Source organism: Pseudonocardia humida (genome assembly GCF_023898865.1).
GTDB classification, from domain to species: Bacteria; Actinomycetota; Actinomycetes; order Mycobacteriales; family Pseudonocardiaceae; genus Pseudonocardia; species Pseudonocardia humida.
In genome coordinates this window covers 1-26,732 of sequence record NZ_JAGSOV010000016.1, presented here as the reverse complement: position 1 = coordinate 26,732, position 26,732 = coordinate 1, and the positions used below count along the sequence as shown (strand labels likewise).

The 26,732-nt window shown below is 75.3% G+C and carries 26 protein-coding genes; 22 read left to right on the top strand and 4 right to left on the bottom strand.

What is annotated here, in order from left to right; genetic code table 11:
- The first annotated feature begins 78 nt into the window (after positions 1-78).
- The 3 genes from KDL28_RS07725 (at position 79) to KDL28_RS07715 (ending at position 4,895) form a co-directional block, all read left to right on the top strand.
- Positions 79-2,001, top strand: a complete 1,923-nt coding sequence (locus KDL28_RS07725; RefSeq protein WP_252436684.1) for a serine/threonine-protein kinase — start codon at positions 79-81, stop codon at positions 1,999-2,001.
- Between the two features lie 114 nt (positions 2,002-2,115).
- A complete protein-coding gene (locus KDL28_RS07720) occupies positions 2,116-4,017 on the top strand; it encodes a serine/threonine-protein kinase (protein ID WP_252436683.1) in 1,902 nt (633 codons plus the stop codon).
- 23 nt (positions 4,018-4,040) lie between these two features.
- Positions 4,041-4,895, top strand: a complete 855-nt coding sequence (locus tag KDL28_RS07715; RefSeq protein WP_252436682.1) for a metallophosphoesterase — start codon at positions 4,041-4,043, stop codon at positions 4,893-4,895.
- A gap of 6 nt (positions 4,896-4,901) precedes the next feature.
- On the opposite strand, the gene KDL28_RS07710 is transcribed toward KDL28_RS07715, so the two are convergent.
- Entirely contained in the window at positions 4,902-5,732 is an 831-nt protein-coding gene (locus tag KDL28_RS07710) for a poly(ethylene terephthalate) hydrolase family protein (RefSeq protein WP_252436681.1), read from the bottom strand.
- A gap of 227 nt (positions 5,733-5,959) precedes the next feature.
- On the opposite strand from KDL28_RS07710, the gene KDL28_RS07705 reads away from it, so the two are divergent.
- From KDL28_RS07705 to tsaD, 9 genes are read left to right on the top strand one after another with little or no spacing between them, the layout of a single operon-like run.
- Complete coding sequence (locus KDL28_RS07705; RefSeq protein WP_252436680.1) at positions 5,960-6,475, top strand: DUF4333 domain-containing protein; 516 nt, start codon at positions 5,960-5,962, stop codon at positions 6,473-6,475.
- Between the two features lie 33 nt (positions 6,476-6,508).
- Positions 6,509-7,984 (top strand): NAD(P)H-hydrate dehydratase, encoded by a 1,476-nt coding sequence (locus KDL28_RS07700; protein WP_252436679.1) that lies wholly within the window; start codon positions 6,509-6,511, stop codon positions 7,982-7,984.
- 39 nt (positions 7,985-8,023) lie between these two features.
- A complete protein-coding gene (gene alr, locus KDL28_RS07695; RefSeq protein WP_372496911.1) occupies positions 8,024-9,205 on the top strand; it encodes an alanine racemase in 1,182 nt (393 codons plus the stop codon).
- Positions 9,199-10,299: an alpha/beta fold hydrolase gene (locus tag KDL28_RS07690; protein ID WP_252436677.1), complete on the top strand. Its 1,101-nt coding sequence runs from the start codon at positions 9,199-9,201 to the stop codon at positions 10,297-10,299. The genes alr and KDL28_RS07690 overlap by 7 nt, the downstream gene beginning before the upstream one ends.
- Entirely contained in the window at positions 10,296-10,769 is a 474-nt protein-coding gene (gene tsaE, locus KDL28_RS07685; protein WP_252436676.1) for a tRNA (adenosine(37)-N6)-threonylcarbamoyltransferase complex ATPase subunit type 1 TsaE, read from the top strand. Before KDL28_RS07690 ends, tsaE begins: the two co-directional genes overlap by 4 nt.
- A complete protein-coding gene (locus KDL28_RS07680) occupies positions 10,766-11,482 on the top strand; it encodes an HAD family hydrolase (protein WP_252436675.1) in 717 nt (238 codons plus the stop codon). The genes tsaE and KDL28_RS07680 overlap by 4 nt, the downstream gene beginning before the upstream one ends.
- A 34-nt stretch (positions 11,483-11,516) precedes the next feature.
- On the top strand, positions 11,517-12,182 hold the full coding sequence (tsaB, locus tag KDL28_RS07675) for a tRNA (adenosine(37)-N6)-threonylcarbamoyltransferase complex dimerization subunit type 1 TsaB (RefSeq protein ID WP_252436674.1): 666 nt from the start codon (positions 11,517-11,519) through the stop codon (positions 12,180-12,182).
- Complete coding sequence (gene rimI / locus KDL28_RS07670) at positions 12,179-12,640, top strand: ribosomal protein S18-alanine N-acetyltransferase (RefSeq protein ID WP_372496910.1); 462 nt, start codon at positions 12,179-12,181, stop codon at positions 12,638-12,640. The genes tsaB and rimI overlap by 4 nt, the downstream gene beginning before the upstream one ends.
- On the top strand, positions 12,637-13,680 hold the full coding sequence (tsaD, locus tag KDL28_RS07665) for a tRNA (adenosine(37)-N6)-threonylcarbamoyltransferase complex transferase subunit TsaD (protein ID WP_252436673.1): 1,044 nt from the start codon (positions 12,637-12,639) through the stop codon (positions 13,678-13,680). Before rimI ends, tsaD begins: the two co-directional genes overlap by 4 nt.
- On the opposite strand, the gene KDL28_RS07660 is transcribed toward tsaD, so the two are convergent.
- Positions 13,667-14,653, bottom strand: coding sequence for an NAD(P)-dependent alcohol dehydrogenase (locus tag KDL28_RS07660; protein WP_252436672.1), 987 nt, complete (start codon positions 14,651-14,653; stop codon positions 13,667-13,669). The two genes, tsaD and KDL28_RS07660, sit on opposite strands and share 14 nt — an antisense overlap.
- A gap of 67 nt (positions 14,654-14,720) precedes the next feature.
- Between KDL28_RS07660 and KDL28_RS07655 the strand changes: the two genes are divergently transcribed.
- From KDL28_RS07655 to groL, 3 genes are all read left to right on the top strand, one after another.
- The gene (locus tag KDL28_RS07655) at positions 14,721-15,389 is read left to right on the top strand and encodes a TetR/AcrR family transcriptional regulator C-terminal domain-containing protein (RefSeq protein ID WP_252436671.1); all 669 of its coding nucleotides are present in this window, start codon (positions 14,721-14,723) and stop codon (positions 15,387-15,389) included.
- A 244-nt stretch (positions 15,390-15,633) separates the two neighbouring features.
- Positions 15,634-15,924, top strand: a complete 291-nt coding sequence (gene groES, locus KDL28_RS07650; protein ID WP_013677399.1) for a co-chaperone GroES — start codon at positions 15,634-15,636, stop codon at positions 15,922-15,924.
- Between the two features lie 96 nt (positions 15,925-16,020).
- A complete protein-coding gene (groL, locus tag KDL28_RS07645) occupies positions 16,021-17,643 on the top strand; it encodes a chaperonin GroEL (protein ID WP_252436670.1) in 1,623 nt (540 codons plus the stop codon).
- A 66-nt stretch (positions 17,644-17,709) separates the two neighbouring features.
- Here the strand turns inward: groL and KDL28_RS07640 are convergent, their stop codons facing one another.
- A complete protein-coding gene (locus KDL28_RS07640; RefSeq protein WP_305882189.1) occupies positions 17,710-18,027 on the bottom strand; it encodes a WhiB family transcriptional regulator in 318 nt (105 codons plus the stop codon).
- 158 nt (positions 18,028-18,185) lie between these two features.
- On the opposite strand from KDL28_RS07640, the gene KDL28_RS07635 reads away from it, so the two are divergent.
- The 4 genes from KDL28_RS07635 (at position 18,186) to KDL28_RS07620 (ending at position 22,960) form a co-directional block, all read left to right on the top strand.
- Positions 18,186-19,352 carry a MerR family transcriptional regulator gene (locus KDL28_RS07635; RefSeq protein ID WP_252436669.1) on the top strand — a complete coding sequence of 389 codons (1,167 nt, stop codon included), beginning with the start codon at positions 18,186-18,188 and terminating at the stop codon, positions 19,350-19,352.
- A gap of 860 nt (positions 19,353-20,212) precedes the next feature.
- Positions 20,213-20,809: a response regulator transcription factor gene (locus KDL28_RS07630; RefSeq protein ID WP_214407107.1), complete on the top strand. Its 597-nt coding sequence runs from the start codon at positions 20,213-20,215 to the stop codon at positions 20,807-20,809.
- 380 nt (positions 20,810-21,189) lie between these two features.
- Positions 21,190-21,759: a sigma-70 family RNA polymerase sigma factor gene (locus KDL28_RS07625; protein WP_252436668.1), complete on the top strand. Its 570-nt coding sequence runs from the start codon at positions 21,190-21,192 to the stop codon at positions 21,757-21,759.
- Between the two features lie 91 nt (positions 21,760-21,850).
- Complete coding sequence (locus KDL28_RS07620) at positions 21,851-22,960, top strand: anti-sigma-D factor RsdA (RefSeq protein WP_252436667.1); 1,110 nt, start codon at positions 21,851-21,853, stop codon at positions 22,958-22,960.
- Between the two features lie 76 nt (positions 22,961-23,036).
- On the opposite strand, the gene KDL28_RS07615 is transcribed toward KDL28_RS07620, so the two are convergent.
- Positions 23,037-23,414 (bottom strand): DUF5319 domain-containing protein, encoded by a 378-nt coding sequence (locus tag KDL28_RS07615; protein WP_252436666.1) that lies wholly within the window; start codon positions 23,412-23,414, stop codon positions 23,037-23,039.
- A gap of 179 nt (positions 23,415-23,593) precedes the next feature.
- Here KDL28_RS07615 and guaB point away from each other — a divergent pair, with 179 nt between their 5' ends.
- The 3 genes from guaB (at position 23,594) to KDL28_RS07600 (ending at position 26,638) form a co-directional block, all read left to right on the top strand.
- Positions 23,594-25,099 carry an IMP dehydrogenase gene (gene guaB / locus KDL28_RS07610; protein ID WP_252436665.1) on the top strand — a complete coding sequence of 502 codons (1,506 nt, stop codon included), beginning with the start codon at positions 23,594-23,596 and terminating at the stop codon, positions 25,097-25,099.
- 84 nt (positions 25,100-25,183) lie between these two features.
- Positions 25,184-26,314 (top strand): GuaB3 family IMP dehydrogenase-related protein, encoded by a 1,131-nt coding sequence (locus tag KDL28_RS07605; RefSeq protein ID WP_252436664.1) that lies wholly within the window; start codon positions 25,184-25,186, stop codon positions 26,312-26,314.
- A gap of 126 nt (positions 26,315-26,440) precedes the next feature.
- Entirely contained in the window at positions 26,441-26,638 is a 198-nt protein-coding gene (locus KDL28_RS07600) for an NEW3 domain-containing protein (RefSeq protein WP_252436663.1), read from the top strand.
- Positions 26,639-26,732 lie beyond the last annotated feature (94 nt).

The window sequence follows — 26,732 nt, the reverse complement described above, 5'->3', positions numbered from 1 at the left end:
CTCACCCGACCGGGGTCCCCCGGACGGGTGGTCTGTCGGTCCCGGTTGCTAGCGTCGTCAGCCGGAGGCCTATCCCTGATGACGACTGGCAACGACGCCGCGACGAGCATGCTCGCCGCGGCGCGGATCACCGGCTACGACCGGGTGGTCGAGATCGGCCGGGGCGGGTTCGCGGTGGTCTACCGCGCCCGCCGGGTCGCGTTCCACCAGGACGTCGCCATCAAGGTGCTCACCCTCTCCACGGTCGACCCGTTCGCCCGGGCCCGGTTCGAGCGGGAGCGCCAGGTCCTCGGGGCGCTGGCCCAGCACCCCTACATCGTCACGCTCTACGACAGCGCCACCACGGCCGACGGCTCGCCGTTCCTGGTCATGGAGTACCTGCCCGGCGGCACGCTGTCCGAGCAGCTCAAGCAGCGCGGCACGCTGGACGTGCGGCGCGTCGCCGACATCGCCGTCAAGCTCTGCGGCGCGCTGGAGACCGCGCACCGCACCGGCGTGCTGCACCGCGACATCAAGCCCGACAACGTGCTGTTCTCCCGCTACGGCGAGCCCGTGCTGGCCGACTTCGGCATCGCCCGGATGAGCGGGGCGCTGCAGACGGAGTCGGGCGTGGTGAACGCGACGCTCTCGCACGCGCCGCCGGAGGTCCTGGAGGGCCACCCGCCGACGCCCCGCTCGGACGTGTACTCGCTGGCCTCCACGCTCTACGCGCTGCTCGCCGGGAAGCCCCCCTTCGTGTACGGCACCGAGCGCTCGCTCACCCCGCTGATCGGCCGGGTGCTCAGCGACCCCGTGCCCGACCTGCGCCCCCGAGGCGTCCCGCCGGACGTGTGCGCGCTGCTGGAGCAGGCGCTGGCCAAGGACCCGAACGAGCGCCCGCGCAGCGCGCTGGAGTTCGGGCAGGGCTTCCAGCAGCTGCAGCGGGCCAACGGGGTCCCGGTGTCGTCGCTGATCGTCGAGCAGCTGGGCGACGACGTCGCGGTCGAGGAGCCCGGATGGCCGGGATCGGCCGCCCCCGCTGCGCCGTCCGGGTCGTTCGGCGCGGCGCCGTCCGGCGCCCGGCCCCCGGCCGCCCCGCCGCTGCCCGTGCCGCGACCGTCGGAGTCCCGGCGCGTCCCGGCCGCGCCCCACCCCGGACCGACCGCGTTCCACCCCGCGCCCGCGGCGCACCACCCCGCGCCCGCGGCGCACCACCCCGCGCCCGCGGCGCACCACCCCGCGCCCGCGGCGCACCACCCCGCGCCCCCGGCGCACGGGCCGGGTCCCGGCCGGCACGCCGCCCCGCCACCGCCGCCCGGCGGCACCGGTCCCTCGCCCGCGGGCGGGCCCCCGCCCGACCGCGACGACCGCCCGGCCCGGCGCAGGCCGTGGCTGCTGCCCGCCGTGGGCGCCGGGCTCGCGGCCCTCGTCGTGGCCGCGATCGTGGTCGTCCCCGGCATGGTCGACGGGGAGGGCGCCACCGGGCAGATCACCCCGACCGGCACGAACGACGGCGGCCTGCAGGCCGTCGTCGGCGTCCCCGACCTGGAGCCGCTGCTGCTGGGGGCCGACGACGTCGAGCCGGGGGCCACCGAGCTCGACGCGCCACCCTACAGTGACCTGGCCTCGGTGCTCTGGTGCGACCTCGTCGTCCCGCAGGACGGCAAGACCGCCGAGGTCGAGCGCAGCGTCGCCGCCCCCCGGGCCCAGGACTACCAGCTCGACGCCTACCTGGGCGCGTTCGCCCCGGGGGCCGCGGTCGCGTTCATGGACCGGCTCACCGAGGTGGCCGGCCGCTGCGCCACCGTCGGGCGGCCGGTCCCGTACGACCCGCCGGCCGGGGCGGAGCGGGCGCTGCGGATCACCACCGGCAAGCGGGACGCCATCTGGGTCAGCACCGGCGACTTCGTCGTCAAGGTCGACGTCGCCTTCGGGGCCAGCAGCGACGTCGACGTCGACGAGGAGCTGGCGCCGCGGGTCGTGGCGGAGGCCGTGGCGAAGGCGCGGCCAGGGGGATCGTGACAGCGCGTTCGGGTACCCGCTGGTAGTGGTCCCGTGCGTAGCTCCACGGAGTGATCGCGCTCGTCAGACTGCTACCGTCTGCGCTCGGCGGCACTCGGTGGGGGCAGGATCTCGATGACGACGGAGAGCAACAACGCGGTGACGGGCCGCTTCGCCGAGTTAGAGATCAGCGGCTACCGCGACGTCGTCGAGATCGGCCGCGGCGGGTTCGCCACCGTCTACCGGGCGCGGCGCGTGGCCTTCGCCCAGGACGTCGCGATCAAGGTGCTCAGCGGTGGCGTCGTCGACGGCGACACCGTCGCCCGCTTCGAGCGCGAGCGCCAGGTCCTCGGCGCGCTGGCCCAGCACCCGAACATCGTCACCGTCTACGACAGCGGCACCACCGCCGAGGGCGCGCCGTTCCTGGCGATGGAGTACCTGCCCGGCGGCACCCTGTCCGACCACCTCGACCGGCAGGGCACGTTCGACGTGCGCCGGGTGGCCGAGATCGCGGTCAAGCTGAGCGGCGCCCTGGAGACGGCGCACCGCTCCGGCGTCCTGCACCGCGACATCAAGCCCGACAACGTGATGGTCTCCCGCTACGGCGAACCGGTGCTGGCCGACTTCGGCATCGCCCGGATGAGCGGGGCGCTGCAGACGCAGTCCGGTGTGGTCACCGCGACGCTGTCGCACGCGCCGCCCGAGGTGCTCGACGGGCACCCGCCCACCGCCCGGTCCGACCTCTACTCGCTGGCCTCGACGCTCTACACGCTGCTGGCGGGTTCGGCCCCCTTCGTGCGGACGGGTGAGCACTCGCTGGCGCCGCTGCTGGCCCGGGTCATCCGCGACCCCGTGCCCGACCTGCGCCCCCGCGGGGTGCCCGCCGACGTGTGCTCGCTGCTGGAGCGGGCCATGGCCAAGGACCCGGCCGACCGGCCGCGCAGCGCGCTGGAGTTCGGCCAGGCCTTCCAGCACCTGCAGCGCGCGAACGGGGTGCCGCCGTCCGCGATCGTGATCGAGGAGCTCGACGAGGAGGTCACCGGCCACCTCGACCACCTCGACACCACCCGGCTGCCGGTGGTCGCGCCGCGCGCCGCGAGCGGGGGCGCGCCGACCACGCGCGCCGTCCCGCCGCCGTCGAACCGCGCCGGCCCGCCCACCCCGCCCGAGCGCACCGGCCCCGACCGCGCCGAGGGCCGGTCGTCGCGCCGGACGTGGATCGCCGTGGCCGTGGCCGCTGTGGTGGCGGTCGTCGCCGCGGCCGTGTTCCTGGTGCCGCAGCTGCTCGACCCGGACCCGGCGGGCGGCGGGCAGACCGAGGCCGGCGCACCGACCGGCGGTCCCGGCACGGTCACCTACCAGGGCGCGGTCAACCCCGCCCCCGGACGCGCCGACCTGGAGGTCGCCGACTTCGGGTTCACCCCCGTGCAGAACGGGGTGGGCGAGTGGGCGGTCACCTGGTCGATCCGGGTGCGCAACCCGAACCCGCAGACGTGGACCGTCGGCTCGGTGAGCATGACGGTGACGTTCACCGACGACCGCGGCGTCGTGCTGAACCAGGGCGAGGACGTCTCGATCTACCCGGTGCCGCCCGGGGCGACGAACGCGGCCAGCTCGTACGGCCTGGCCTACGGCAGCGCCGACACCTACACCGTCCGCCCGGCCCGGATGAACATCACCGTCACCTCGGTCAACTGGGAGGACGACGCCGCGCCGGAGGCGGTGACCTTCGGGTCCGCCGAGCTGCAGCCGCCCGACGACGACTCGCTGGGCCGCAGCTACCGGGTGAGCTGCGAGGCCACCTCCACCCTCGCCGAGGAGGTCCAGCCCACGGTGGTGGTCCTGCTGCGCGACGACGAGGGGCGCATCGTCGGCGGGGAGTCGACCTCCCAGCGCTACGACGGGAGCAAGACCTCGGGCTACCCGTACACCAGCATCGTCCTCCCGCCGGGCTCGACGACACCGCTGGAGCTGCAGCTGGACGCGGCGCCGGAGGAGGCGACCAGCGCGGAGTGCTTCGCGTCGTACTACACCTGAGCGGACGCGGCCAGGCTGGGGTGATGGGACCGACGCACACGCTGATCCACATCACCGACCCGCACGTCGGGCCGCCGGGGGGCACCCCGCGCGACCCGGTCGACACCGGGGTGCTGCTCGGCGAGGCGCTCCGCGCCGTCGAGTCGTCCGGTCTGCGGCCCGCGGCGCTCGTCCTCACCGGCGACCTGGTCGAGGACGGCACCCCGGAGCAGTACCGGCGCCTGCGCGACGTCGTCGCCCCGGTCGCGGCCCGGCTCGGCGCCGCGACGCTGTACGCCGCCGGGAACCACGACCGCCGCGACGCCCTGCGGGAGCACCTCCTCGACCGGCCGCGCACCGACGGGCCCGTCGAGCACGCGCTGGTGGTCGACGGCCTGCGCATCGTCGTGCTGGACAGCACCGTCCCCGGCGCCGGCTACGGGTGGCTGGACGCCGAGCGGCTCGACCGGCTGCGCGAGCGGCTGCGCACGCCCGCCGAGCACGGCACCGTCCTCGCGCTGCACCACCCCCCGCTGCCCTCGCCCACCCCGCTGGCCGCGGCCATCGCCCTGCAGAACCCCGCCGACCTGGCCACCGCCATCAGCGGCGGCGACGTCCGGATGATCCTCGCCGGGCACACGCACGTGGTCAGTGCGGGTTGCCTGGCCGGGGTGCCGGTGTGGACCGGCGGCGCGATCGGCACGACCCTCGACGCGCTCGCCCCCGGTGCGGCGCTGCGCTCGGTCAGCGGCCCGACGGTCAGCCGGGTCGACCTGTTCGTCGAGGGCGTCGTCGCGACCAGCGTCCCGATCGGGCTGCCCACCGCGTTCGGCGTGCCGGGGGACGCCATGGAGCCGAGGATCGCCGCGCTGCGCGCGCGGTTGCCGCCGGGCGCGTGACGACCCTCAGGAGCGCTCGGCGAGGGTGGTGCCGGGGACCTTGCCGTCGACGAGGACGCCGACCCGGTCCTCCCCGCACAGCTTGTCCAGCAGGAACGCCGTCACCAGGGCCCGGGTGATCCGGCGCGTCCTGTTGTCGGGGCTGCCGGAGAGCACGAAGTCGGACCAGTGCGAGCCCTCCAGGAAGCCCGTGTGGGTGGCCTTGTCGATGGTGCGCAGCCACACGGGGCCGCCGCCGGAGGCGGCGATGGGCTCGGCGTGGCCGCCCGCCGGGGTCACCGTGTCCTTGCCCGCGGCCAGGTGCAGCACCGGCACGGTGAGCTCGCGGGCGGCGTCCAGGGCGGAGGGCCGGGTCTGCGCGACGGCGATCGTCACCACGGCCGCGGCCCGCGGGTGGCCGACGGCGGCCAGCAGCGCCGCGCCGCCGCCGATGCCGTGCCCGGCGAACGCGGTGCGCCGGGAGTCGACGCTGACCTTGCCCTCCCCGAGGCGCACGCCCACGCACACGTCCAGGGTGGTGCGCAGGTCGGCGGCGAACCCGGCGTGGCTGGGCAGCGGGCCGCGGTGGCTGCCGGGGGCGGCCGCGACGATGCCCCAGGTGGCTAGGTGGCGCAGCAGGTCGGCGTAGCGCTCGGCGGGCTGCAGCCAGTCGTGCCCGAACGCGACGGCCGGCAGCCCCAGCCCCTCGCTCGGCGCGAACACCACGCCGGGCAGCCCGACCATGCCCAGGTCGCCGCGCAGCGCCTGGTGCGGCCCGGGCTTGGACAGCTGCTCCACCGCGTCCTTGGAGTTGCGCGGTGCCGGTGGGCGGGCCACCCCGGAGCGGGTCGTCGTCACACCGCAACGCTATCCGTCGCGGCGGTGGACCGCGCGAACGGCACGGTCGCGGCCCGCGACCACGCGCGGGTCCATCTGGGCGTGGGACGGGCGGGTGACACCCGTACGGTCGAACCGGCGAGAGATCTACGCCACACGACGTATGCAGCGGATAACGCCGCCCCCGTGTTCAGCGAACGATCGCACGGCTGGCCGCCGGGGGCGGCCCTACTCGTGTGGGGGAACCGATGAGCAGCATCAGCAGGGGCCTGGCGACCGCGGGCCTGGTCGTCGTGCTCGGCGCCGGCCTGGCCGGCTGCTCGGGCAGCGTGCCGAAGGACGACGTGGCGTCCGCGATCGGCGGGAAGCTGACCGAGCAGGGGATCACCGCCGACGGCGTGACCTGCCCCGAGGACCTCGACGCCGAGGTGGGCAAGACGGTCCGCTGCGAGTTCACCGTGGACGGCCAGCCGGTCGACGCCGTCGCCACGGTCACCTCCCTGCAGGGCGACCAGGCCAACTTCGACATCACCACCGAGGCGCGCCCGGTCGCCAAGGCCCTGCTGGACCGCAAGGTCGCCGAGCAGGTGGCCCAGGAGCTGCAGACCGAGGTCGACGGCGCCGACTGCGCCGGCGACCTGGCCCCCGAGGTGGGCAAGTCGGTGACCTGCGCGGTCACCGGCGGCGGAGAGAGCATCGACCTGAACGTCAGCGTCACCTCGGTCGACGGCGGGCTCATCAACTACACGCTCGAGCTCGCCTGACCCAGATCGGCCCGGGACACTAGCGTCGGGCCGATGAAGGGCGTCTGGACCGCGGAGCAGATCCGCACCACCGAGGCCGTGCTGCTCGACCGCGCGCCGGAGGGCGCGCTGATGCGCCGGGCGGCGTTCGGGCTGGCGACGCACGCCGCCCGGATGCTCGCCGAGCGCGGCGGCGTGTCCGGCTCGCGGGTGGTGCTGCTGGTCGGGGCGGGCAACAACGGCGGCGACGCGCTGTGGGCGGGGGTGACCCTGCGGCGCCGGGGGGTCGGCGTCACCGCGGTCCTGCTCGACCCCGACCGCGCCCACCCCGCCGGGCTGGCCGCGCTCGTGCGGGCCGGGGGCCGAGCCGTCGACCCGCAGGCCGGGCTGGTCGCCGCCACCGGCGCCGACCTGGTCGTCGACGGCATCGTCGGGATCTCGGGGCGGGGCCCGCTGCGCGAGCCGGCGGCGACGATCGTCGCCGCCGTGCGCCGCGCGGGCATCCCGCTGCTCGCGGTGGACGTGCCCAGCGGCGTCGACACCGACACCGGCACCGCCCCCGGCCCGGCGGTGGTCGCCGACGCGACTGTCACCTTCGGGGCGCCCAAGCCGGTGCACGTGCTGGCCCGCTCCTCCTGCGGGCCGGTGCACCTCGTGGACATCGGGCTCGGCGAGCACCTGCCCGAGCCGCGCGCGCACGTGGTCGAGGCGGCCGACGTCGCCGCCCGCTGGCCGGTGCCCGGGCCGCGCGACGACAAGTACACCCAGGGCGTGACCGGGGTGGCCGCCGGCTCGGCCACCTACCCGGGCGCCGCCGTCCTGGCCACCGGGGCCGCGGTCCTGGCCACCAGCGGCATGGTCCGCTTCGCCGGCTCGGCCGCGGCGGGGGTGCGGGCCCGCTGGCCGGAGGTGGTGGCCACCGACGCGATCGGCGAGGCCGGGCGCACGCAGTCCTGGGCGGTCGGCCCCGGCATCGGCACCGACGACGCCGGGCGGGCCCTGCTGTCGGCCGTGCTCGACCGCGACGTCCCGCTGTGCGTCGACGCCGACGCCATCACCCTGCTGGCCGAGCACGCCGACCTGCGCTCCGCGGTCGCCGGGCGCCCGGTGGTGATCACCCCGCACGACCGCGAGTTCGCCCGGCTGGCCGGCGACGTGGGCGACGACCGGATCGCCGCCGCCGTCCGGGCCGCCCGCGAGCTGGACGTGACGGTGCTGCTCAAGGGCAACGCCACCGTCGTCGCCGATCCGGGTGGGCGGGTGATGGTGCACGCCGCCGACTCGTCGTGGGCCGCCACCGCGGGCTCCGGCGACGTGCTGACCGGGATGATCGGCGCGCTGCTGGCCGCCGGGCTGGACCCGTGGTGGGCCGCGGGCTGCGCCTGCCTCGCGCACGGGCTGGCCGCCGACCTGGCGGCCAGGGGGACGAGGCCCACCTCGGGCACCGGGGCCACCGCGCCCGCCCCCGCATCGCTGCTGCAGGCGGCCGTCCCGGACGCCCTGCGCACCCTGCGGGCGCTCGCCCGCTGACCCCTGCGCCCCCTTTACCGGTCGGTACCGGATGCGATGATGAGCCGCGTGACCGACCCGTCAGTGCGCGCGGAGGCAGTGCGCGCCGAGGCGGTGGTGGACCTCGCCGCCGTCCGGCACAACGTCGACGTGCTCCGGCGGGCCTCGCCGGGCGCGGAGCTGATGGCCGTGCTCAAGGCCGACGGTTACGGCCACGGCGCCGTCGAGGTCGCGGGCGCCGCGCTGCGGGCCGGAGCGTCCTGGCTCGGGGTGTGCACCCTCGACGAGGCCGCCGCCCTGCGCGCGGCCGGGATCACCGCGCCGCTGCTGTCCTGGCTGCACCTGCCGGGTGAGGACTTCGGGCCGGCGGTGTCCTCGGACGTCGACCTCGCGGTCTCCTCGCGCGAGCACCTGGCCGCCGTGCTGGCCGGGGCCCGCGCCGCCGGGCGGCCCGCCCGGCTGCACCTGAAGGCCGACACCGGCCTGTCCCGCAACGGCGCCCCCGCCGCGCAGTGGCCCGACCTCCTCGACGCCGCGGCCAAGGCCGCCGCCGACGGCGAGGCCGAGGTCGTCGCCGTCTGGTCGCACCTGGCCAACGCCGACACCCCCGACCACCCCTCGCTGGACGTCCAGGCCGCCCGGCTCACCGCGGCCTGGACGGCGGCGCGCGAGCGCGGGCTCGACCCGATCCGCCACCTGGCCAACTCGGCGGCCACGATGTCCCGCCCCGACCTGCACTTCGACCTGGTCCGCCCGGGCATCGCGGTCTACGGGCTCGACCCGTTCGACCGGCCGGTGGCCCAGAGCCCGCTCGTCCCGGCGATGACCCTGCGGGCCCGCGTGGTGCTGGCCAAGCGGGTGCCGGCGGGCGAGGGCGTCTCCTACGGCCACGCGTGGACCACCCCGCGGGAGACGACGCTCGCCCTGCTCCCGGTCGGCTACGCCGACGGCGTCACCCGCGCGCTCAACCGGCACGGCCGGATGAAGGTGCTGCTGGGCGGCGCGCTGCGCCCGGTCGTCGGGCGCGTCTGCATGGACCAGGTCGTCGTCGACTGCGGCGACGACGAGGTCCGCGTCGGCGACGAGGCCGTGCTGTTCGGCCCGGGAACCGACGGTGCTCCGACGGCCCAGGACTGGGCCGACGAGCTGGGCACCATCCACTACGAGGTCGTCACGGGCGTGCATCTGCGCCGCGTCACCCGCGTGCACACCGGGGCGGGCGGGGAGGAGCCGCGGTGGTGAAGCGCGGGGTCTGGGGAGCCGCCGCGGGTGCCGCGGGCGCGGTCGGCGTGGCCGCCGCGGGGCTGGTCGCCCGCCGCCGCCACCGCATCGCCACCGAGCGGCGCGAGCTGGCCGCCGAGCTCAGCGAGTCCGTGGTCGAGCCGGGCACGCAGCCGCCCGGCGAGACCTCCTCGGTCACCGCCGACGACGGCGTCCGGCTGTCCTGCGAGGAGATCGAGGCCACCGGCGGGCCCGCGGCGCTGACCGTCGTGCTCATCCACGGCATGGCGCTCGACCGCCGCACCTGGCACTTCCAGCGCCGGACGCTGGCCGGGCTGGACGGGCCGCGCGTCCGCCAGGTCCTCTACGACCTGCGCAGCCACGGCCGCTCCGAGCGGGCCTCCACCGAGAGCTGCACCATCGAGCAGCTCGGCCGCGACCTCGACGCGGTGATCCGGGCGCTGGCCCCGCAGGGCCCGCTGGTGCTCGTCGCGCACTCGATGGGCGGCATGAGCGTGATGGCGCTGGCCGAGAACAACCCGGAGCTGTTCACCGAGCGGGTGGCCGGGGTCGCGTTCATCGCCACCTCGGCCGGCGAGATCGGCGGGCAGGGCCTGCGGGCCACGCTGCTGTCCCGGCACAACCCGCTCACCCGCGCGGTCGGCCTGGTCGCACGGGCGCAGCCCGCGCTGATCGAGGGTGCCCGCCAGGCCACCGCCGGGATCATCCGCTCGATCACCGGCAGCGTCGCCTACGGCGACCGCAACGTCGCGCCCTGGCTGGTCGACCTGGTCGACACCATGATCCGGGTCAACGCCGTCGACGCGCTCACCGACTTCGTCGACACCCTGGGCAGCCACAACCGGATCGCCGCGCTGCCCGCGCTGGCCACCTGCGAGGTGCTGGTGCTGGCCGGCGACGCCGACAAGGTCATCCCGGTCAGCCACAGCGAGCGGATCGCCGCCGAACTGCCCGACGCGGAGCTGGTGGTGCTGCCCGGCGTCGGGCACCTGCCGATGCTGGAGCAACCCATGGCCACCGACGAGGCACTGGTCAGACTGCTGCGCCGGTCCGCGTTCCGCACGCGGCAGCGCGGGATGCGGAGGCGGGCATGAGCACATCCGCGCGGACGGGCGTCCCGGTCGAGCTGCCCACCGCGGCCGACACCGAGGCGCTGGGCGAGCGGCTGGCCGACGGGCTCGGCGCGGGCGACCTCGTCGTGCTCTCCGGTCCGCTCGGGGCGGGGAAGACGGTGCTGGTCCGCGGCATCGCCCGGGGGCTCGGCGTGGCCGGCGCGGTCACCTCGCCGACGTTCGTCATCGCCCGCGAGCACCGGCCGCTGCCCGGCGGGGCGGGCGTGCCGCTCGTGCACGTCGACGCCTACCGGCTCGGCTTCGCCACCGACGTCGCCGCCGAGCTCGACGACCTCGACCTCGACACCGACCTCGACTCCGCCGTCGTCGTCGTGGAGTGGGGGGAGGGCGTGGCCGAACGCCTGGCCGCCCGGCACCTGCTGGTCCGCCTCGACCGCCGCGACGACGACGTCCGGGAGGCGACCGTGGAGCGCGTCGAGGGCCCGCGGTGACGATCGCGCCGGGGACGATCGACGCGGTGATCTTCGACTGGGGCGGCACGCTCACCCCCTGGAAGACGATCGACGCGCACGACGCGTGGCGCGCCTACGCCGGCGCCGCCCACCCGCAGGACGAGGACCGCGCCCGGGAGGCGGCGAGCGCCCTGCTGGCCGCCGACGCCGCCCGCTGGGCGACCGTGCGCGACGAGCACCGCGCGTTCACCCTGGCCCACGTGCTGGCGGACGCCGCGGCCGAGCACGACGACCGCGCCCTCGACGCGTACCGGGAGTTCTGGGTGCAGGCCACCCACACCGACCCGGAGGCCGCACCGATGCTGCGGGAGCTGCGCGAGCGGGGGCTGCGCCTGGGCGTGCTGTCCTCGACGCCGTGGCCCGCCGCCTGGCACCAGGACTGGCTGCGCCGCGACGGCGTGCTCGACCTGTTCGACGCCACCGTCTGGAGCAGCGACCTGCCCTGGACCAAGCCGCACCCGTCGGCGTTCCGGGCCGCGCTCGACGCCGTCGGCGTCGGCGACCCGTCCCGCGCCGTCTACGTCGGCGACCGCCCCTACGACGACATCAGCGGGGCCAAGGGCGTCGGCATGCGCGCGGTCCTGGTGCCGCACTCCGACATCCCGGCCGTGCAGCAGGTCCCCGTCGACGTCCACCCCGACGGCGTCCTGCACCGCCTCGCCGAGCTCCCCGGGCTGCTCTCGACCTGGTGAGAGGCGGTCGGGGCGCGCGGCCTACCCTCGGTGCGTGCTCGTCCTGGCCATCGACACCGCCACGCCCGCCATCACCGCGGGCCTGGTCGAGCTGACGGCCGACGCGGTCCGGCCGCGCGCGGCCCGGGTCACCGAGAACGCCCGCCGGCACGCCGAGCTGCTGATGCCGGGCGTGCTGGCGGCCTGCGCGGACGCCGGGGCGAAGCTCGCGGAGGTCGACGCCGTGGTCACCGGGGTCGGGCCCGGGCCGTTCACCGGGCTGCGGGTCGGGATGGTCACCGCGGCCGCCCTCGGCGACGCGCTCGGCGTCCCGGTGCACGGCGTGGGCACCCTCGACGCCATCGCCGCCGACGTCGCCGCGGGCGAGCCGCTCGTCGTCGTCACCGACGCCCGCCGCCGCGAGGTCTACTGGGCCGCGTACGACGGCGCGGGCACCCTCCTCGACGGGCCGCACGTGACGGCGCCCGCCGCGCTCGTCGACCGGCTGCCCGAGCTCGGCGCGACGGCCGCCGCCGGGCCGTCGGCCGCGGCGACCGGGCTGGCGGTGCGCTCCACCGCCGGACCCTCGCCCGTCGGGCTGGTCGCGGTGGCCGCCGCCGCGCTGCGCGCCGGCGCCGAGCCCGCCCCGCTGGAGCCGCTCTACCTGCGCCGCCCCGACGCCGTGCCGCCCGGGCAGGCCAAGAAGGTGACCACCCCGTGACGGCCCTGGTGATCGACGAGCTGCGCCCGGAGGACGCCGCGCGCGCCGCCGAGCTCGACGCGGTGCTCTTCGCCGATTCCCAGCCCTGGTCGGAGCGGGCCTTCCTGGACGCGCTGGCCTCCTGGCACCACTACCTGGCCGCGCGCTGCGACGACGAGCTGGTCGGCTACGCCGGGCTGGCGTTCACCGCGGGCCCGCCGCGCCCGGAGGCCGAGGTGCACACCGTGGCCGTCGCCCCGGAGCACCAGGGCAAGGGCATCGGGCGGGCGCTGGTGCGGGGCCTGCTCGCGGTGGCCGACCAGGAGCGCGCCGAGGTGTTCCTCGAGGTGCGCACCGACAACGAGCCCGCGCACCGGCTCTACGAGTCCGAGGGCTTCGCCGTCGTCGGCCTGCGCCGCAGGTACTACCCGGTGAGCCGGGCCGACGCGCACACCATGCGGCGGGAGGCCGTGAAGTGATCGTCCTGGGCATCGAGACCTCCTGCGACGAGACCGGCGTCGGGGTCGTGCGCGCGGAGGGCGGCGCGACGACCCTGCTGGCCAACGAGGTCGCCTCCAGCGTCGACGAGCACGCCCGCTTCGGCGGGGTGGTGCCGGAGGTGGCCTCCCGCGCGCACCTGCAGGCCATGGTCCCGGCCGTGCACCGGGCGCTGGCCACTGCGGGGGTCAGCGGCCGCGACGTCGACGCCGTCGCGGTGACGTCCGGGCCGGGGCTGACCGGGGCGCTGCTGGTCGGGGTGGCCGCGGCGAAGGCCTACGCGACCGCGTGGGACGTGCCGCTCTACGGGGTCAACCACCTGTCGGCGCACGTCGCGGTCGACACCCTGCAGCACGGGCCGCTGCCGCCGTGCCTGGCGCTGCTGGTCTCCGGCGGCCACTCCAGCCTGCTCGACGTGCCCGACCTGGCCGGCCCGGTCACCCCGCTGGGCGCCACCATCGACGACGCCGCGGGCGAGGCCTTCGACAAGGTCGCCCGGCTGCTCGGGCTGCCGTTCCCGGGCGGCCCGCACATCGACCGCGTCGCCCGCGACGGCGACCCGGCGGCGGTCGCGTTCCCGCGCGGGCTCACCGGCCCCCGCGACGCGGCGTTCGACTTCTCGTTCTCCGGGCTGAAGACCGCGGTCGCCCGGCACGTCGAGGCGCTGGCCCGGGCGGGCGCACCGGTCCCGGTGGCCGACGTGGCGGCGTCGTTCCAGGAGGCGGTGGTCGACGTGCTCACCGCGAAGGCCGTGCGCGCCGCCCGCGAGCGCGGGATGGAGACGCTGCTGCTCGGCGGCGGGGTGGCGGCGAACTCCCGGCTGCGCGCGCTGGCCCAGGAGCGCTGCGACGCGGCCGGGATCGTGCTGCGGGTGCCGCGGCCGGGGCTGTGCACCGACAACGGCGCCATGGTCGCCGCCCTCGGGGCGCACCTGGCGGTGGCGGGTGCCCCGGCCTCCCCGCTCGACCTCCCGGCCGACTCCCAGATGCCGGTCACCGAGGTCCTCGTCAGGGCACGGTGAGCACGGTCTTGCCGCGGGCGTGGCCCGCGGCCTGCGCGCGCAGCGCCTCCGCGGCCTCGGCCAACGGGTAGGTCCGGTCCAGGGCCGGGCGGACCGCCCCGGAGTCGACCATCTCGCGCAGCCGGTCGAGATCGGCCGCGCGCGGCACCGCGAACCCCGGGACGATCTTGCGGCGCAGGACCGGGTAGCTCAGCAGCCCGACCAGCGTGCGCCGGATCGAGGGGGCCGGGGGACCGGCCGAGAGCACCAGCCGCCCACCGGGGGCGAGCACCCGCCGGCACTGCGCGAGCGTGCGGTTGCCGACCAGGTCGAGGACCACGTCGTAGCGCGGGCCGGCGTCGGTGAAGTCGTCGCGGGTGCGGTCGACGACGTGGTCGGCGCCGAGCGCGGTGACCAGCGCGGCGCCGTCCGGTGAGCAGACGGCCGTCACCCGGGCCCCGAGCGCCTTGGCGATCTGCACGGCGAACGTCCCGACCCCGCCGGTGGCCCCGTTGACCAGCACGTGCGAGCCGGGCCGCAGGCGCCCGGCGTCGCGCAGGCACTGCAGCGCCGCCGTCCCGGACAGCGGCACGGCCGCCGCCTCGGCGAACGACAGCCCGGTCGGCTTGACCGCCAGCAGGTGCGCAGGCGCCGCGGCGTACTCGGCGTAGGCGCCGTGCGGGACCTCGCCGTAGACCTCGTCGCCGGCCCGGAACCTCGTCACCGCCGCGCCGACCGCCTCGACCCGCCCGGCCAGCGCACGGCCGAGGACCGGCTGCGTCGGGCGGGCGATCCCGGCCACGGCGCGCAGGACGCGCGGGCGCCCGGTCAGGAAGAACAGCACGCCGGGGTCGACCCCGGCCGCGCGCACCCGGACCAGCACCTGGTCGGCGGTGATCGTCGGCACCGGCACGTCGTCGAGCCGGAGCACGTCCGGCGGTCCGTACTCGCGGCGCACGGCCGCCTTCATCGCGGCCTGCTGCTCGGTCTGCATGGTCGTCCCCTCGTCGGCTTACTAAGTAAGCTAGGGGTACTTAGTAAGCTTGTCAACGGAGGTGACCATGCCGACCCGACCAGCCGCCGGACCCCGCAGCCCCCTGAACCGCGACCGCGTCCTGCGCGCCGCCGCCGATCTGGCCGACCGCGACGGCCTCGCGGCGCTCACCATGCGCAAGCTCGGCCAGGAGCTGGGCGTCGAGGCGATGTCGCTCTACAAGCACGTCGCCAACAAGGACGAGGTGCTCGACGGCCTCGCCGAACTGGTGCTGGGCGAGTTCGACCTCCCCACCGACGACGTCGGCTGGCGGCAGGCGATGCGCCGGCGCGCGGTCTCGGCCCGCGCCGCACTCGCCCGCCACCCGTGGGGGACGGTCGTGCTCAGCCGCACCCGCCCCGGCCCGGCGATGCTCCGCAACCTCGACTCGGTGATCGGCAGCCTGCGCCGCGCCGGGTTCTCCGTCGAGCTGGCCGCGCACGCGTTCTCGCTGCTGGACAGCTACGTCTACGGGTACGCGGTGCAGGAGGCGAGCCTGCCGTTCGACACGCCCGCCGAGCTGACCGAACTGACCGCCTCGATCATGGACGGGTTCTCGGCGGCGGCGTACCCGCACCTGGCCGAGATGGGCGCCGAACTGATCATGAAGCCCGGCTACGACCACGGCGAGCAGTTCGGGTACGGCCTGGAGCTGGTCCTGGACGGCCTGGAGCGGGCCCGGGACGCCGCGGCGTAGCCCGCCCGCGGGGGCGGGGTCGCTCGATCCGGGCTCCGCCCCGCTGACGACACTCCGGCGGCCGATCGTCCGGGGCGGTCGCGCACGACGTGGCGGGGCGACGTTGAGGGGTTGGCACTCTCATGGGTAGAGTGCCAACGAACGGCCGCGACGAGGCGCTCCGGCACCCGCGACGACGGGGCGCCCCAGGCCGTCACCCAGGATCCATGTAGCCGAAGCACGAACCCCAAGGGGAGGTACTCAAGTGGCGAACATCAAGCCGCTCGAGGACAAGATCGTCGTTCAGGCCAGCGAGGCGGAGACCACCACGGCCTCCGGCATCGTCATCCCGGACACCGCCAAGGAGAAGCCGCAGGAGGGCAAGGTCCTCGCGGTCGGCCCGGGCCGGATCGACGACAACGGCAACCGCGTCCCGCTGGACGTCGCGGTCGGCGACGTCGTCATCTACTCGAAGTACGGCGGCACCGAGGTCAAGTACAACGGCGAGGAGTACCTGATCCTCTCCGCGCGCGACGTGCTCGCGGTCGTCAACTGACGCAGCCCGCAGTTCCGTAGTCCGCCGCCCCGGTGGTCGCTCGACCGAGTGGCTGCCGGGGCGGCGTTCGTTCGCGAGTCATAGGAGAGGCAGGACATGCCGAAGCAGATCAGCTTCGACGAGACGACCCGCCGCGCACTGGAGCGCGGGGTGAACCAGCTGGCCGACGCGGTCAAGGTCACCCTGGGCCCGCGGGGTCGTCACGTCGTGCTGGACAAGAAGTTCGGTGGGCCGACCGTCACCAACGACGGTGTCACCATCGCGCGCGAGGTCGACCTCGAGGACCCGTTCGAGAACCTCGGCGCGCAGCTCGCCAAGGCCGTCGCCACCAAGACCAACGACGTCGCGGGCGACGGCACCACCACCGCCACCGTGCTCGCCCAGGCGATGGTCGCCGCCGGCCTGCGCAACGTCGCGGCCGGCGCCAACCCGATGGCGCTGGGCGTGGGCATCGCCAAGGCCGCCGAAAAGGTCGCCGAGGTGCTCAAGGAGAAGGCGATCCCGGTCGACGGGAAGTCGCACATCGCGCAGATCGGCGAGATCGCCTCCCGCGAGCGGGAGATCGGCGAGCTGATCAGCGAGGCGCTCGAGGCCGTCGGCAAGGACGGCGTGATCACCATCGAGGAGGGCTCCACGCTCGCCACCGAGCTGGAGATCACCGAGGGCCTGCAGTTCGACAAGGGCTACCTCTCCCCGTACTTCGTCACCGACGCGGAGTCGATGGAGGCGGTGCTGGAGAACGCCTACGTCCTGCTGCACCGCGAGAAGATCAGCGCCATCGCCGACCTGCTGCCGCTGCTGGAGAAGGTCCTGGCCGACGGCAGCAAGCCGCTGCTGATCGTCGCCGAGGACGTCGAGGGCGAGGCGCTGTCCACCCTGGTGGTCAACTCGATCCGCAAGACCATCAAGGTCGCCGCGGTCAAGTCGCCGTTCTTCGGCGACCGCCGCAAGGCCTTCATGGACGACCTGGCCATCGCCACCGGCGGTGCGGTCATCAACCCCGACATGGGCCAGAAGCTGTCCGAGACCACCCTGGACCAGCTGGGCACCGTCCGCCGCGCGGTGATCACCAAGGACGCCACGACCCTGGTCGAGGGCGGTGGCAGCGCGGCCGACGTCGAGGCGCGCGTCGCGCAGCTCAAGCGCGAGGTCGAGGACAGCGACTCCGACTGGGACCGCGAGAAGCTGCAGGAGCGGCTGGCCAAGCTGTCCGGCGGCGTCGCGGTGATCAAGGTCGGGGCGGCCACCGAGACCGCGCTCAAGGAGCGCAAGCACCGCATCGAGGACGCGGTGTCGGCCACCCGGGCCGCGGTCGAGGAGGGCATCGTCCCCGGCGGCGGGTCCGCGCTGGTGCAGGCGGCCAAGGCGCTCGAGGGCGGGCTGGGCCTGTCCGGCGACGAGGCCACCGGCGTCAGCGTGGTCCGCAAGGCGCTGACCGCCCCGCTGTTCTGGATCGCCGCCAACGGCGGTCTCGAGGGCGCGGTCGTCGTCTCCAAGGTCGCCGAGCAGGAGTGGGGCAGCGGCTACAACGCGGCCACCAACACCTACGGCGACCTGATGGCCGACGGCGTCATCGACCCGGTCAAGGTCACCCGCTCGGCCGTGGTGAACGCGGCGTCGATCGCGCGCATGGTGCTCACCACCGAGAGCGCGGTCGTCGACAAGCCGGAGCCCCCGGAGCCGGCCGCGGCCGGTCACGGTCACGGGCACGGCCACTGAGCGAAGCCCGGACGACGGAACGGCGGGCCCACCCCTCGGGTGGGCCCGCCGTTCGCGTTCTGCCGGTCAGCGCGAGACCGGCGTGTCCTGGGAGACCCGCAGGCGCCTGCCGTGCCCGCGGATGATCTCGTCGCGCTCGGACTCGGAGAGCCCGCCCCACACTCCGTACGGCTCGTGTGCGGTCAGCGCGTGCTGCCGGCATTCCTCGATCACCGGGCAGCGCCGGCACACCTCCTTCGCGCGGGCTTCGCGGCTGGCCTTGGCCGGCCCGCGCTCGCCCTCCGGGTGGAAGAAGAAGCCGCTGTCCATCCCCCGGCACGAGCCGCGCATCTGCCACGCATAGGTCTCCGCGACCGGCGTCGGAAGCCTCCTGGTGTCGGCCATCTCCACCATCCCGTCCTCTGGGCCCTCGTCGGAGACGAAGTGCCCGCCGGCAGACCGCTTCAAACCTTGTTCAAGATACCGATTTTGGTTCACCCGCGCGGGCCGCTGCCTGGTCGCCCGGGCTGGCGCGCCACCGGCGGTGCCCGCAGGATGTGCCGGTGAGTCGCGACACCGCACGACGGAAGATCACCGGGACGGGGCAGTCCGTTCCGGTTCCCGTCGCCGACGGTGATAAACGGCCTCCGACCGACGGCGCCGGACCCGAAGGTGCCGAGTGGGACGGCGAACAGCTCTCACTCGGCGTAGCGGCCGCCGCCCGGCGGCTCGGCGTCGCACCGGCCACCCTGCGCACCTGGGACCGCCGCTACGGGCTGGGGCCCTCGGACCACAGCCCGGGCCGGCACCGGCGCTACTCCACCGAGGACCTCGCCCGGCTGGACCTGATGCGCCGCGCCCTGCTGCGCGGGGCGTCCGCCGCCGACGCCGCGCAGCACGCCCGCACCGGACGGCTGCACCTCGTCGAGGCCCGGCCCGACCCCGCGCCGGCCGACCCCGCGCCGGCCGACCCCGCGCCGGCCGACCCCGCGCCGGCCGACGCCGCGCCGGCCGACGCCGCGCCGGCCGACGCCATTCCGGCGGTGGCCGCCCCCGCGCGCGCGACCGACCTCGAGGTGCCCCGCCGGGCCGGCGGGGGCGTGCTGCGCCTGGGGTCGGCCACCCCGGCCGCGCGCGGGCTCGGGCGCGCGGCGATGGCGCTGGACTCCGGGGCCGTGCGCGACCAGATCCGCGACGCCATCGACGCCGACGGCGTCGTCGCCGCGTGGGACGAGGTCGTGCGCCCGGTGCTCGTCGCGGTGGCCCAGCGGTGGTCCTACTCGGGGACCGGGGTCGAGATCGAGCACCTGCTGAGCGCCTGCGCGATGGCGGTGTTCGGGGTGCGGGCCGTCCCGGAGCCCGCCCGGTCGGGGGCGCCGCCGGTGCTGCTGGCCGCGATGCCGGGGGAGCAGCACGTGCTGCCCTCGGTGGCGCTGGCCGCCGCGCTGGCCGAGCGCGGTGTCAGCTGCCGGCCGTTGGGTCCCGACCTGCCGGCCGCCGCGCTGGTGGCCGCGGTGCGCCGGACGGCGCCGGCGGCGGTGTTCCTGTGGGCGCAGGTCGCCCGGACCGCCGACGTCGAGGTGCTGCGGGCGCTGCCGCGCACCCGCCCCCGCTTCCGCACGTACGTGGGCGGACCCGGCTGGTCCGGTCGGGAGCTGCCCCCGCGGGTCCCGGTGCTCACCTCGCTCGCCTCGGCCTGCGAGGAGATCAGCGGCGCGGTCGCCGTTTGAGCGCGTCCGGCCCCGCGGCCGCCGACACACGATAGGGCGATCTTGGCGGTCACCCTGGGTGGTCGGAGCAGGTGCGACTGCGGCGTGGTGCGCACCCGGCTGCACGCCGACCGGCGGGTCCCGCGGGGCAGGGGCGGCCCGCGCGGCGGTCTCCCGGCCGTCCGGCCGCCGTCCGGCTGCTCGACACCGCGGACGACACCCGTCCTGGTGGTCAGGGGTGCGCGCGGAACGGGCGAGGCGCGCCCGCTGCGGGGCAGGCCTCCGCCGAGGTCGCGCCACCCGCCGGAGGAGTGGGTGGCGGCATCCCGAACGGCCCTGCTCGTTGCGCCCTGAGGTGATGTCCTGCCCCGTTCGTGCCGTAGCTCGAACGGCCTAGCGTCGATCACCCCGCGTGGCCCAGGCGGACCTCGGCGAACCCGCAGATCCGGCCCGAAAGGGCCACGAGAGCTCTCGACAGCCGGAGGTGGGGCCCGGCGAGCCGGTAGCGGCAGAGAATCCGTATCGCGAGCCACTCGCAAACGAGTGGAGTCGGGCAGCGGTTCGGCAATCGTCGAGCGACACGACGAGCGGTGCGACACGCCGACGACACTCCGTGAGTGTCACGTTGAGTGTCATCGTAGCGAGAGCAGATCCCGTGGGGCGGCTACCGATGCGGGAGTCGCCGTGGCTTCCATCGCCGCTGCCGGTAGTGTAGTTACTCCATTCGGAGGCAGCTAACCCACATGTACTGAGCCACTGGGCGCAAGACTCCCGAATGGAGGCCACAAAAGCACCCTGATCGTGTCAAGGTAGGCCGGTCGCCCGCCGATGCGGGGGGTGACACATCACCCGGCTGCAGGAAGCTGCAGGAAGGAATCGTCGTGACGACGGTACTTATTTGCGACGATCGTCGCAGCGTCCGCGAGGGACTGACCCGCGTGATGTCCGCGGTGCCCGGTGTGCACCGGATCGACTGCGTAGCCCACGGGGACGAGTTGCTGGCCCGGTTCTCCCGCCAACCGGTGGACGTGGTGCTCGTCGGCACCCAGCGCGCCGTGCCCACGGGCGTCGAGGCCACCCGGCGGCTGGTCGCCGCCCACCCGCAGGCCAACGTCATCGTCTTCGGCGCCCCGGACGACGCCGGCAGCATCGCCGCGGCCATCGCCGGCGGCGCGCGCGGCTACCTGCGCTGGGACGCCTCCCGCCCGGAGCTCGTCGCCGCGCTGGCGCACACCCTGGCCAGCACCGCCGTCCCCACCCCCCGCACCCCGACCGACCCCGGTGTCCAGCTGACCGAGCGCGAGCTGCAGGTGCTTCGCGGGATGAGCCAGGGCAAGAGCAACGGCCAGATCGGCCGCGAGCTCTACCTGTCGGAGGACACCGTGAAGACGCACGCCCGCCGGCTGTTCCGCAAGCTCGGCGTCCGCGACCGCGCCCAGGCCGTGGCCCACGGCTTCCGGCGCGGCCTGGTCTCCTGACCGGGGACCGACCCGACACGCCCCGTGGCTCCCGTCCGTTCGCGGGGGCCGCGGGGCTCTTCGACAGCCACGTCCCACGACTCGAGAGGCCGCTCGACGCCCGCCTCCGCGGCCGGCGCGACCGGCGTGAGGCCGGGGTCCGCGGCAGCGGTGGCGCTGCCCGCCCCCCGTAGGGCCGCCTGGGTGACCGTTCCCCCGGCTCCGCAACGCCACCCCGGTGGTTCGCGTCATACCCGGCGTAGAGCGCAGGCGGTGCCCGCGCGCCCGGAGGTTTTCGCTACCGTGGTCCGCAATGAGGACACGGTCGGGCACTGACCGTGAGCGGCCTCACGAACGGATGATGACGAACATGTTGCGTAACGTCGTGTCGACGGACCGCGATGAGTGACACGAACGACGTTCCCGACGAGCTGGTGGTCCTCGCCATGGCGGGGGACCGCGGAGCGGTCGAGAGCGTGTTGTCAATCATCCGGCCGCTGGTCGTGCGGTACTGCCGCGCCCGGCTCGGTCGACTGGACAGGTCGTCCGTCTCGGCGGACGACGTTGCGCAGGAGGTGTGTTTGGCCGTCTTGACGGCCCTGCCCGGCTACCGGGTCCAGGGTCGGCCGTTCCTGGCGTTCGTCTACGGCATCGCCTCCCACAAGGTGATCGACGCGCACAGGTCGGCGACCCGCAACCGCGCCGAACCGGTTGCGGACCTCCCCGATGCGGCCGAGGCCGCCGACGGGCCCGAGCAGCGGGCACTGCGCGTCGAGCTGTCCGACGAGCTGGGCCAGCTGCTCGACACGCTCCCCGAGAAACAACGAGAGATCCTGGTGCTTCGCGTAGTGGTGGGGCTCTCCGCCGAGGAAACGGCGGACGCCGTGGGCTCCACCCCCGGAGCCGTCCGCGTCGCCCAACACCGGGCGCTCGCGCGGCTCCGCAGGTCGATGCCTGAGGAGGTGGTCTGACATGCGTGACAACCGGCACGACCCCCGACGTGCCAACGGCGTCCATCCCGATGGCGTGCGGACCCGCGCGTTCCCACTCCACGACCAGGACATGGTCGACACCGACGCGCACGAACCGCTCGACCTGGTCGCGGTCCACGCCGACGACGAGCTGATCAACGCGCTGTCCGCGGGCTTCACGGTGGCCCCGCAGTCCTCCGTCGGCCACGGGTCCGAGGACCGCGTCGCCGCCATCCTGGCCGCATGGCGGGCCGAGGTCGACGCCGAGCCGGTGCCCGAGCTGGTCGACGTGGACACGGCGATCGCCGCCATCGCCGCGGCCCGCGACGGGGGCGCCACGCGCCGCCGGTCGGCCCGCGTGCGCCACCTGGCCCCGCTCGCCGCCGCGGCCGCCTTCCTGGTCATCACGATGGGCGGGGTGTCGATCGGGTCGGCCTCGGCCGAGCCCGACGACGTGCTGTGGCCCATCTCCAAGGTGCTGTTCTCCGAGCGCGCCGCCTCGGTGGAGGCCGCCGACCGCGTCCAGGACCACATCGACCGGGCCAAGCAGGCCCTGGTCGAGGGCAGGCCCGACGCCGCGGCCGACGAGCTGCAGCTGGCCCGGGCCGACCTCGGGGCGATCCGCCCGGAGGAGGGCCTGGTCGAGCTGGCCGACGTGCAGGACTTCCTGCTGGCCAAGGCGGCCGAGACGCCCCCGGGCGTGGTGGCCGACCTGACCACCCCGCTCAGCACGCAGCCGAGCAGGCCGGTGCCGGCGGGCGCGCTCGTCGAGACCGACCCGGCCCTGCCGGTGCCGGTGCCCGGCACCTCCGAGGGCACGTCGACGGGGGAGCGTCCCGACCCGACCCAGCTCGACCCGCGCCGGAGCCCGACGGGCACCGGTACGCAGACCGAGGCCGACCCGGGCACCGGGGAGGGCACCCCGCCGCGCGAGACGGTCCTGGAGACCACCACCGAGCCCGATCCGGCCGACGACGGCGAGAACGAGACCGTGCCGCTGCCGCCCGGCGGCGACGTCCTGCCGGACACCACCTCGGCCGACCCGGAGCCGACGACCACCGAGCCGAGCAGCAGCACCGAGGGCCAGGGGCCGGTGGTGGGCACGGGCACCGCGACCGGCACCACGACCGGCACCACGACCGGCACCACGACCGGCACCGCCACGGGCACCGTGCCGGACACGGCCCCGCCCACCTCCTGAGCGCGGTCGTCCCGACGACGAACGCCCCGCCGGTCGAGACCGGCGGGGCGTTGGCGGTTCGCGGAGGGGTTGCGGCTCAGGCGTCGGAGAGCACCGCGTCGGCGTAGCCGCGGCAGTACTCCCAGCTGACGTAGCTGGCCGGGTCGGGGTCGAAGGCGGGCTCGTGCGGACGCATCTGGCCCTCGTCGAGCAGTTGCTGGAGGCTGGCGCGCAGCAGGCTCCACTCGTGGAAGTGCTGCTCGCCGCAGTCGCCGCAGTCGACGACGATGCCGCGGACGCCGCGCACCTCCAGCAGGGCCTGGTAGACGGCCAGGTCGGCCAGGTCGGCGACGACCTCGTCGCGTTCCTCGTCGCTCAGCGCGTCCTGCTCCTCGGGCTCCATGCGGTCCAGTGACAGCGCGGGGTCCTGCGGATCCCCGGCGAACGGGTCCGGTGGGAGCGAGTCGGGTGGCACGGTCTCGACAGTACTCTCCCCGCCCGCGCCGCGGTCGTGAACCTCGTCGAACGCGGTGGGCGATCCGCCGCGGCCGCGACGTTCGGCGCAGCGCGGGCCCGCCGCCGGTCCCGCGGTCGATCGCGCGGATACGATGAGCTTCCATCGAAGTCCCCGCGGTCGAGGATGTGACCCCCCCAATGACGAACGAGACCGCCGGACTCCCGCCGAAGTTCGCGATGCTCGGCCTGACCTTCGACGACGTGCTGCTGCTTCCCGCGGAGTCCGACGTCGTGCCCAGCGCGGTCGACACGGGCACGCAGATCACCCGCAACGTGCGGATCAAGGTGCCGCTGGTGTCGTCCCCCATGGACACCGTCACCGAGTCCCGGATGGCCATCGCGATGGCCCGCGCCGGCGGGCTGGGCGTGCTGCACCGCAACCTGTCGCCCACCGAGCAGGCGGCCCAGGTCGAGGTGGTGAAGCGGTCGGAGGCCGGCATGGTCACCGACCCGGTCACCTGCTCGCCGGACGACACGCTGGCCCAGGTCGACGCGCTGTGCGGCAAGTACCGCATCTCCGGTGTGCCGGTCACCGACGCCGACGGCAGGCTGGTCGGCATCATCACCAACCGCGACATGCGGTTCGAGATGGACCACAGCCGCCCGGTGAGCGAGGTGATGACCCCGGCCCCGCTGGTCACCGCGCGGGTCGGCGTCACCGCGGCGGTCGCGCTCGGCCTGCTGCGCCGGCACAAGCTGGAGAAGCTGCCCGTCATCGACGGCGACGGCATCCTGCGCGGGCTGATCACCATCAAGGACTTCAACAAGACCGAGAAGTACCCGCTGGCCACCAAGGACCCCGACGGCAGGCTGGTCGTCGCCGCGGCCGTCGGGGTCGGCGAGGAGGCATACGCCAGGGCGATGACGCTGGTCGAGGCCGGCGTCGACGTGCTGATGGTCGACACCGCGCACGGCCACTCCCGGCGCGTGCTGGAGACCGTGGCCAAGCTGCAGGCCGAGGTGGGCAACGGCGTCGACATCGTCGGCGGCAACGTGGCCACCCGCGCCGGCGCCCAGGCGCTCGTCGAGGCCGGCGCCGACGCGGTCAAGGTCGGGGTCGGGCCGGGCTCCATCTGCACCACCCGGGTCGTGGCCGGGGTGGGCGCGCCGCAGATCACCGCGATCTACGAGGCGGCCCAGGCGTGCGCGCCCGCCGGCGTCCCGGTCATCGGCGATGGCGGCATCCAGTACTCCGGCGACATCTCCAAGGCCATCGCGGCCGGCGCGTCCTCGGTGATGCTGGGCAGCCTGCTGGCCGGCACCGCGGAGTCCCCCGGTGAGCTGATCCTGGTGGGCGCCAACCAGTACAAGACCTACCGCGGCATGGGGTCGCTGGGCGCGATGCGCAGCCGGGAGAACAACCGCTCCTACTCGCGCGACCGCTACGCCCAGGACGACGTCCTCAGCGAGGACAAGCTGGTCCCCGAGGGCATCGAGGGCCGCATCCCGTTCCGCGGTCCGCTCGCCCAGGTCGTGCACCAGCTGGTGGGCGGGCTGCGCTCCGGGATGGGCTACGCGGGCGCGGAGACCATCCCGCAGCTGCAGCAGGCCCAGCTGGTGCGGATCACCGCGGCCGGGCTGAAGGAGAGCCACCCGCACGACGTCACCATGACGGTCGAGTCGCCCAACTACGCGGCCCGCTGAGCGGGCCGGCGCCTCGCCGGGAACGACCTGGATCACGAAGCCCGACGACCAGGGCTTTCGCGGCACGGCCTAGGCTGCTCAGACGTGCGTGACGTCGTCGAGATCGGGATGGGCCGCGAGGCCCGTCGCAGCTACGACCTGTCCCAGGTCGAGATCGTGCCCTCCCGGCGCACCAGGAGCTCCCAGGAGGTGTCCACCTCCTGGCAGCTCGATGCCTACCCCTTCGGCATCCCGCTGGTGACCCACCCGACCGACGCGGTCGTCTCCCCGGCGACCGCGATCCGGATCGGGCGCCTCGGCGGCCTCGCGGTGCTCAACGCCGAAGGCCTGTGGGCCCGGCACGCCGACCCCGACCGGGAGCTCGGCCGCGTCGTCGACGCGGCCGTCGACGGCGGCCCGCCCGCCGCGGTGCGGCTGCTGCAGGAGCTGCACGCGGCACCCATCCAGCCCGCGCTGCTGACCGAGGCGCTGGGCGCGGTCCGCGAGGCCGGGGTCACCGTGGCGGCCAGGGTGAGCCCCCAGCGCGCCCGCGAGCTGACCCCCGCCCTGCTCTCGGCGGGCGTCGAGGTGCTCGTCGTGCAGGGCACGATCATCTCCGCCGAGCACGTCTCCGGCGGGGAGCCGCTCAACCTCAAGGACTTCATCTCCTCGCTGGACGTCCCGGTGGTCGCCGGTGGCGTCGGCGACTACCGCACCGCCATGCACCTGATGCGCACCGGCGCCGCGGGCGTCATCGTCGGGTACGGCGAGTCCGCCGCCACCACCACCGACGACGTGCTGGGCATCGGAGTGCCGATGGCCACCGCCGTCGTCGACGCCGCCGCCGCCCGCCGCGACTACCTCGACGAGACCGGGGGCCGCTACGTCCACGTCATCGCCGACGGCGGGATGGCGGGCTCCGGCGACATGGCCAAGGCCATCGCCTGCGGCGCCGACGCGGTGATGCTGGGCGAGCAGCTGGCCGTGGCGTCCGGGGAGGCCCCCGGCCGCGGCTACTACTGGACCTCCGCCGCCGCCCACCCGTCCCTGCCGCGCTCGGGCGTCTCGGGACCGGTCGGCGGCCCGGGAAAGTGCGACCTGGAGCAGGTGCTGTTCGGCCCGGCGACGGGCGGCGACGGGATCAACCTGTTCGGGGCGCTGCGCCGGGCGCTGGCCAAGACGGGCTACTCCGACCTCAAGGAGTTCCAGCGCGTGGGGCTCACCGTCCGCGCCTGACGCTGTCGTCGGTGCGGGACGTCCGTCGGCACGCCCCGTCCCACGACCGTGGTCACGCGGTCGAGGATGCTGTGACCAGCGGTGGCGGTGTCGTGGAGGGGCTGCCCCAGGTCACTCGATGGTGTGGTGACAACCGCGCTGAAGCTCGACCCGTCGTCCAGCTTCACGGTGCCGAGCGGCTGGGAGATCAGCGACCTGGGTGGTCCCGCGCTGGGTTCGATCGCCCCCGGCGCCACCGCCACCGCTTCCGCGAAGATCACCGCCACGAACGCCGCGGTCACCGGCCCCATCGGCGGCAAGCCGGTCTACACCGACGCCCCCTGATCCGACCGGCAGGACCCCCGGGCCCGCACCCCTCCACCCGAGGGGTGCGGGCCCGCTGCCGTACCGCTCCGGACACCCCCGTGGGCGACAAGAG

Excerpts from the sequence above, each read along its gene's own strand:
- KDL28_RS07725 (WP_252436684.1), top strand. The coding sequence starts at position 79 with ATGACGACTGGCAACGACGCCGCGACGAGCATGCTCGCCGCGGCGCGG.
- KDL28_RS07720 (WP_252436683.1), top strand. The coding sequence starts at position 2,116 with ATGACGACGGAGAGCAACAACGCGGTGACGGGCCGCTTCGCCGAGTTA.
- KDL28_RS07715 (WP_252436682.1), top strand. The coding sequence starts at position 4,041 with ATGGGACCGACGCACACGCTGATCCACATCACCGACCCGCACGTCGGG.
- KDL28_RS07705 (WP_252436680.1), top strand. The coding sequence starts at position 5,960 with ATGAGCAGCATCAGCAGGGGCCTGGCGACCGCGGGCCTGGTCGTCGTG.
- KDL28_RS07700 (WP_252436679.1), top strand. The coding sequence starts at position 6,509 with ATGAAGGGCGTCTGGACCGCGGAGCAGATCCGCACCACCGAGGCCGTG.
- alr (WP_372496911.1), top strand. The coding sequence starts at position 8,024 with ATGAGCCGCGTGACCGACCCGTCAGTGCGCGCGGAGGCAGTGCGCGCC.
- tsaE (WP_252436676.1), top strand. The coding sequence starts at position 10,296 with ATGAGCACATCCGCGCGGACGGGCGTCCCGGTCGAGCTGCCCACCGCG.
- KDL28_RS07660 (WP_252436672.1), bottom strand. The coding sequence starts at position 14,653 with ATGCAGACCGAGCAGCAGGCCGCGATGAAGGCGGCCGTGCGCCGCGAG.
- KDL28_RS07655 (WP_252436671.1), top strand. The coding sequence starts at position 14,721 with ATGCCGACCCGACCAGCCGCCGGACCCCGCAGCCCCCTGAACCGCGAC.
- groL (WP_252436670.1), top strand. The coding sequence starts at position 16,021 with ATGCCGAAGCAGATCAGCTTCGACGAGACGACCCGCCGCGCACTGGAG.
- KDL28_RS07640 (WP_305882189.1), bottom strand. The coding sequence starts at position 18,027 with ATGGCCGACACCAGGAGGCTTCCGACGCCGGTCGCGGAGACCTATGCG.
- KDL28_RS07625 (WP_252436668.1), top strand. The coding sequence starts at position 21,190 with ATGAGTGACACGAACGACGTTCCCGACGAGCTGGTGGTCCTCGCCATG.
- KDL28_RS07620 (WP_252436667.1), top strand. The coding sequence starts at position 21,851 with ATGGTCGACACCGACGCGCACGAACCGCTCGACCTGGTCGCGGTCCAC.
- guaB (WP_252436665.1), top strand. The coding sequence starts at position 23,594 with ATGACGAACGAGACCGCCGGACTCCCGCCGAAGTTCGCGATGCTCGGC.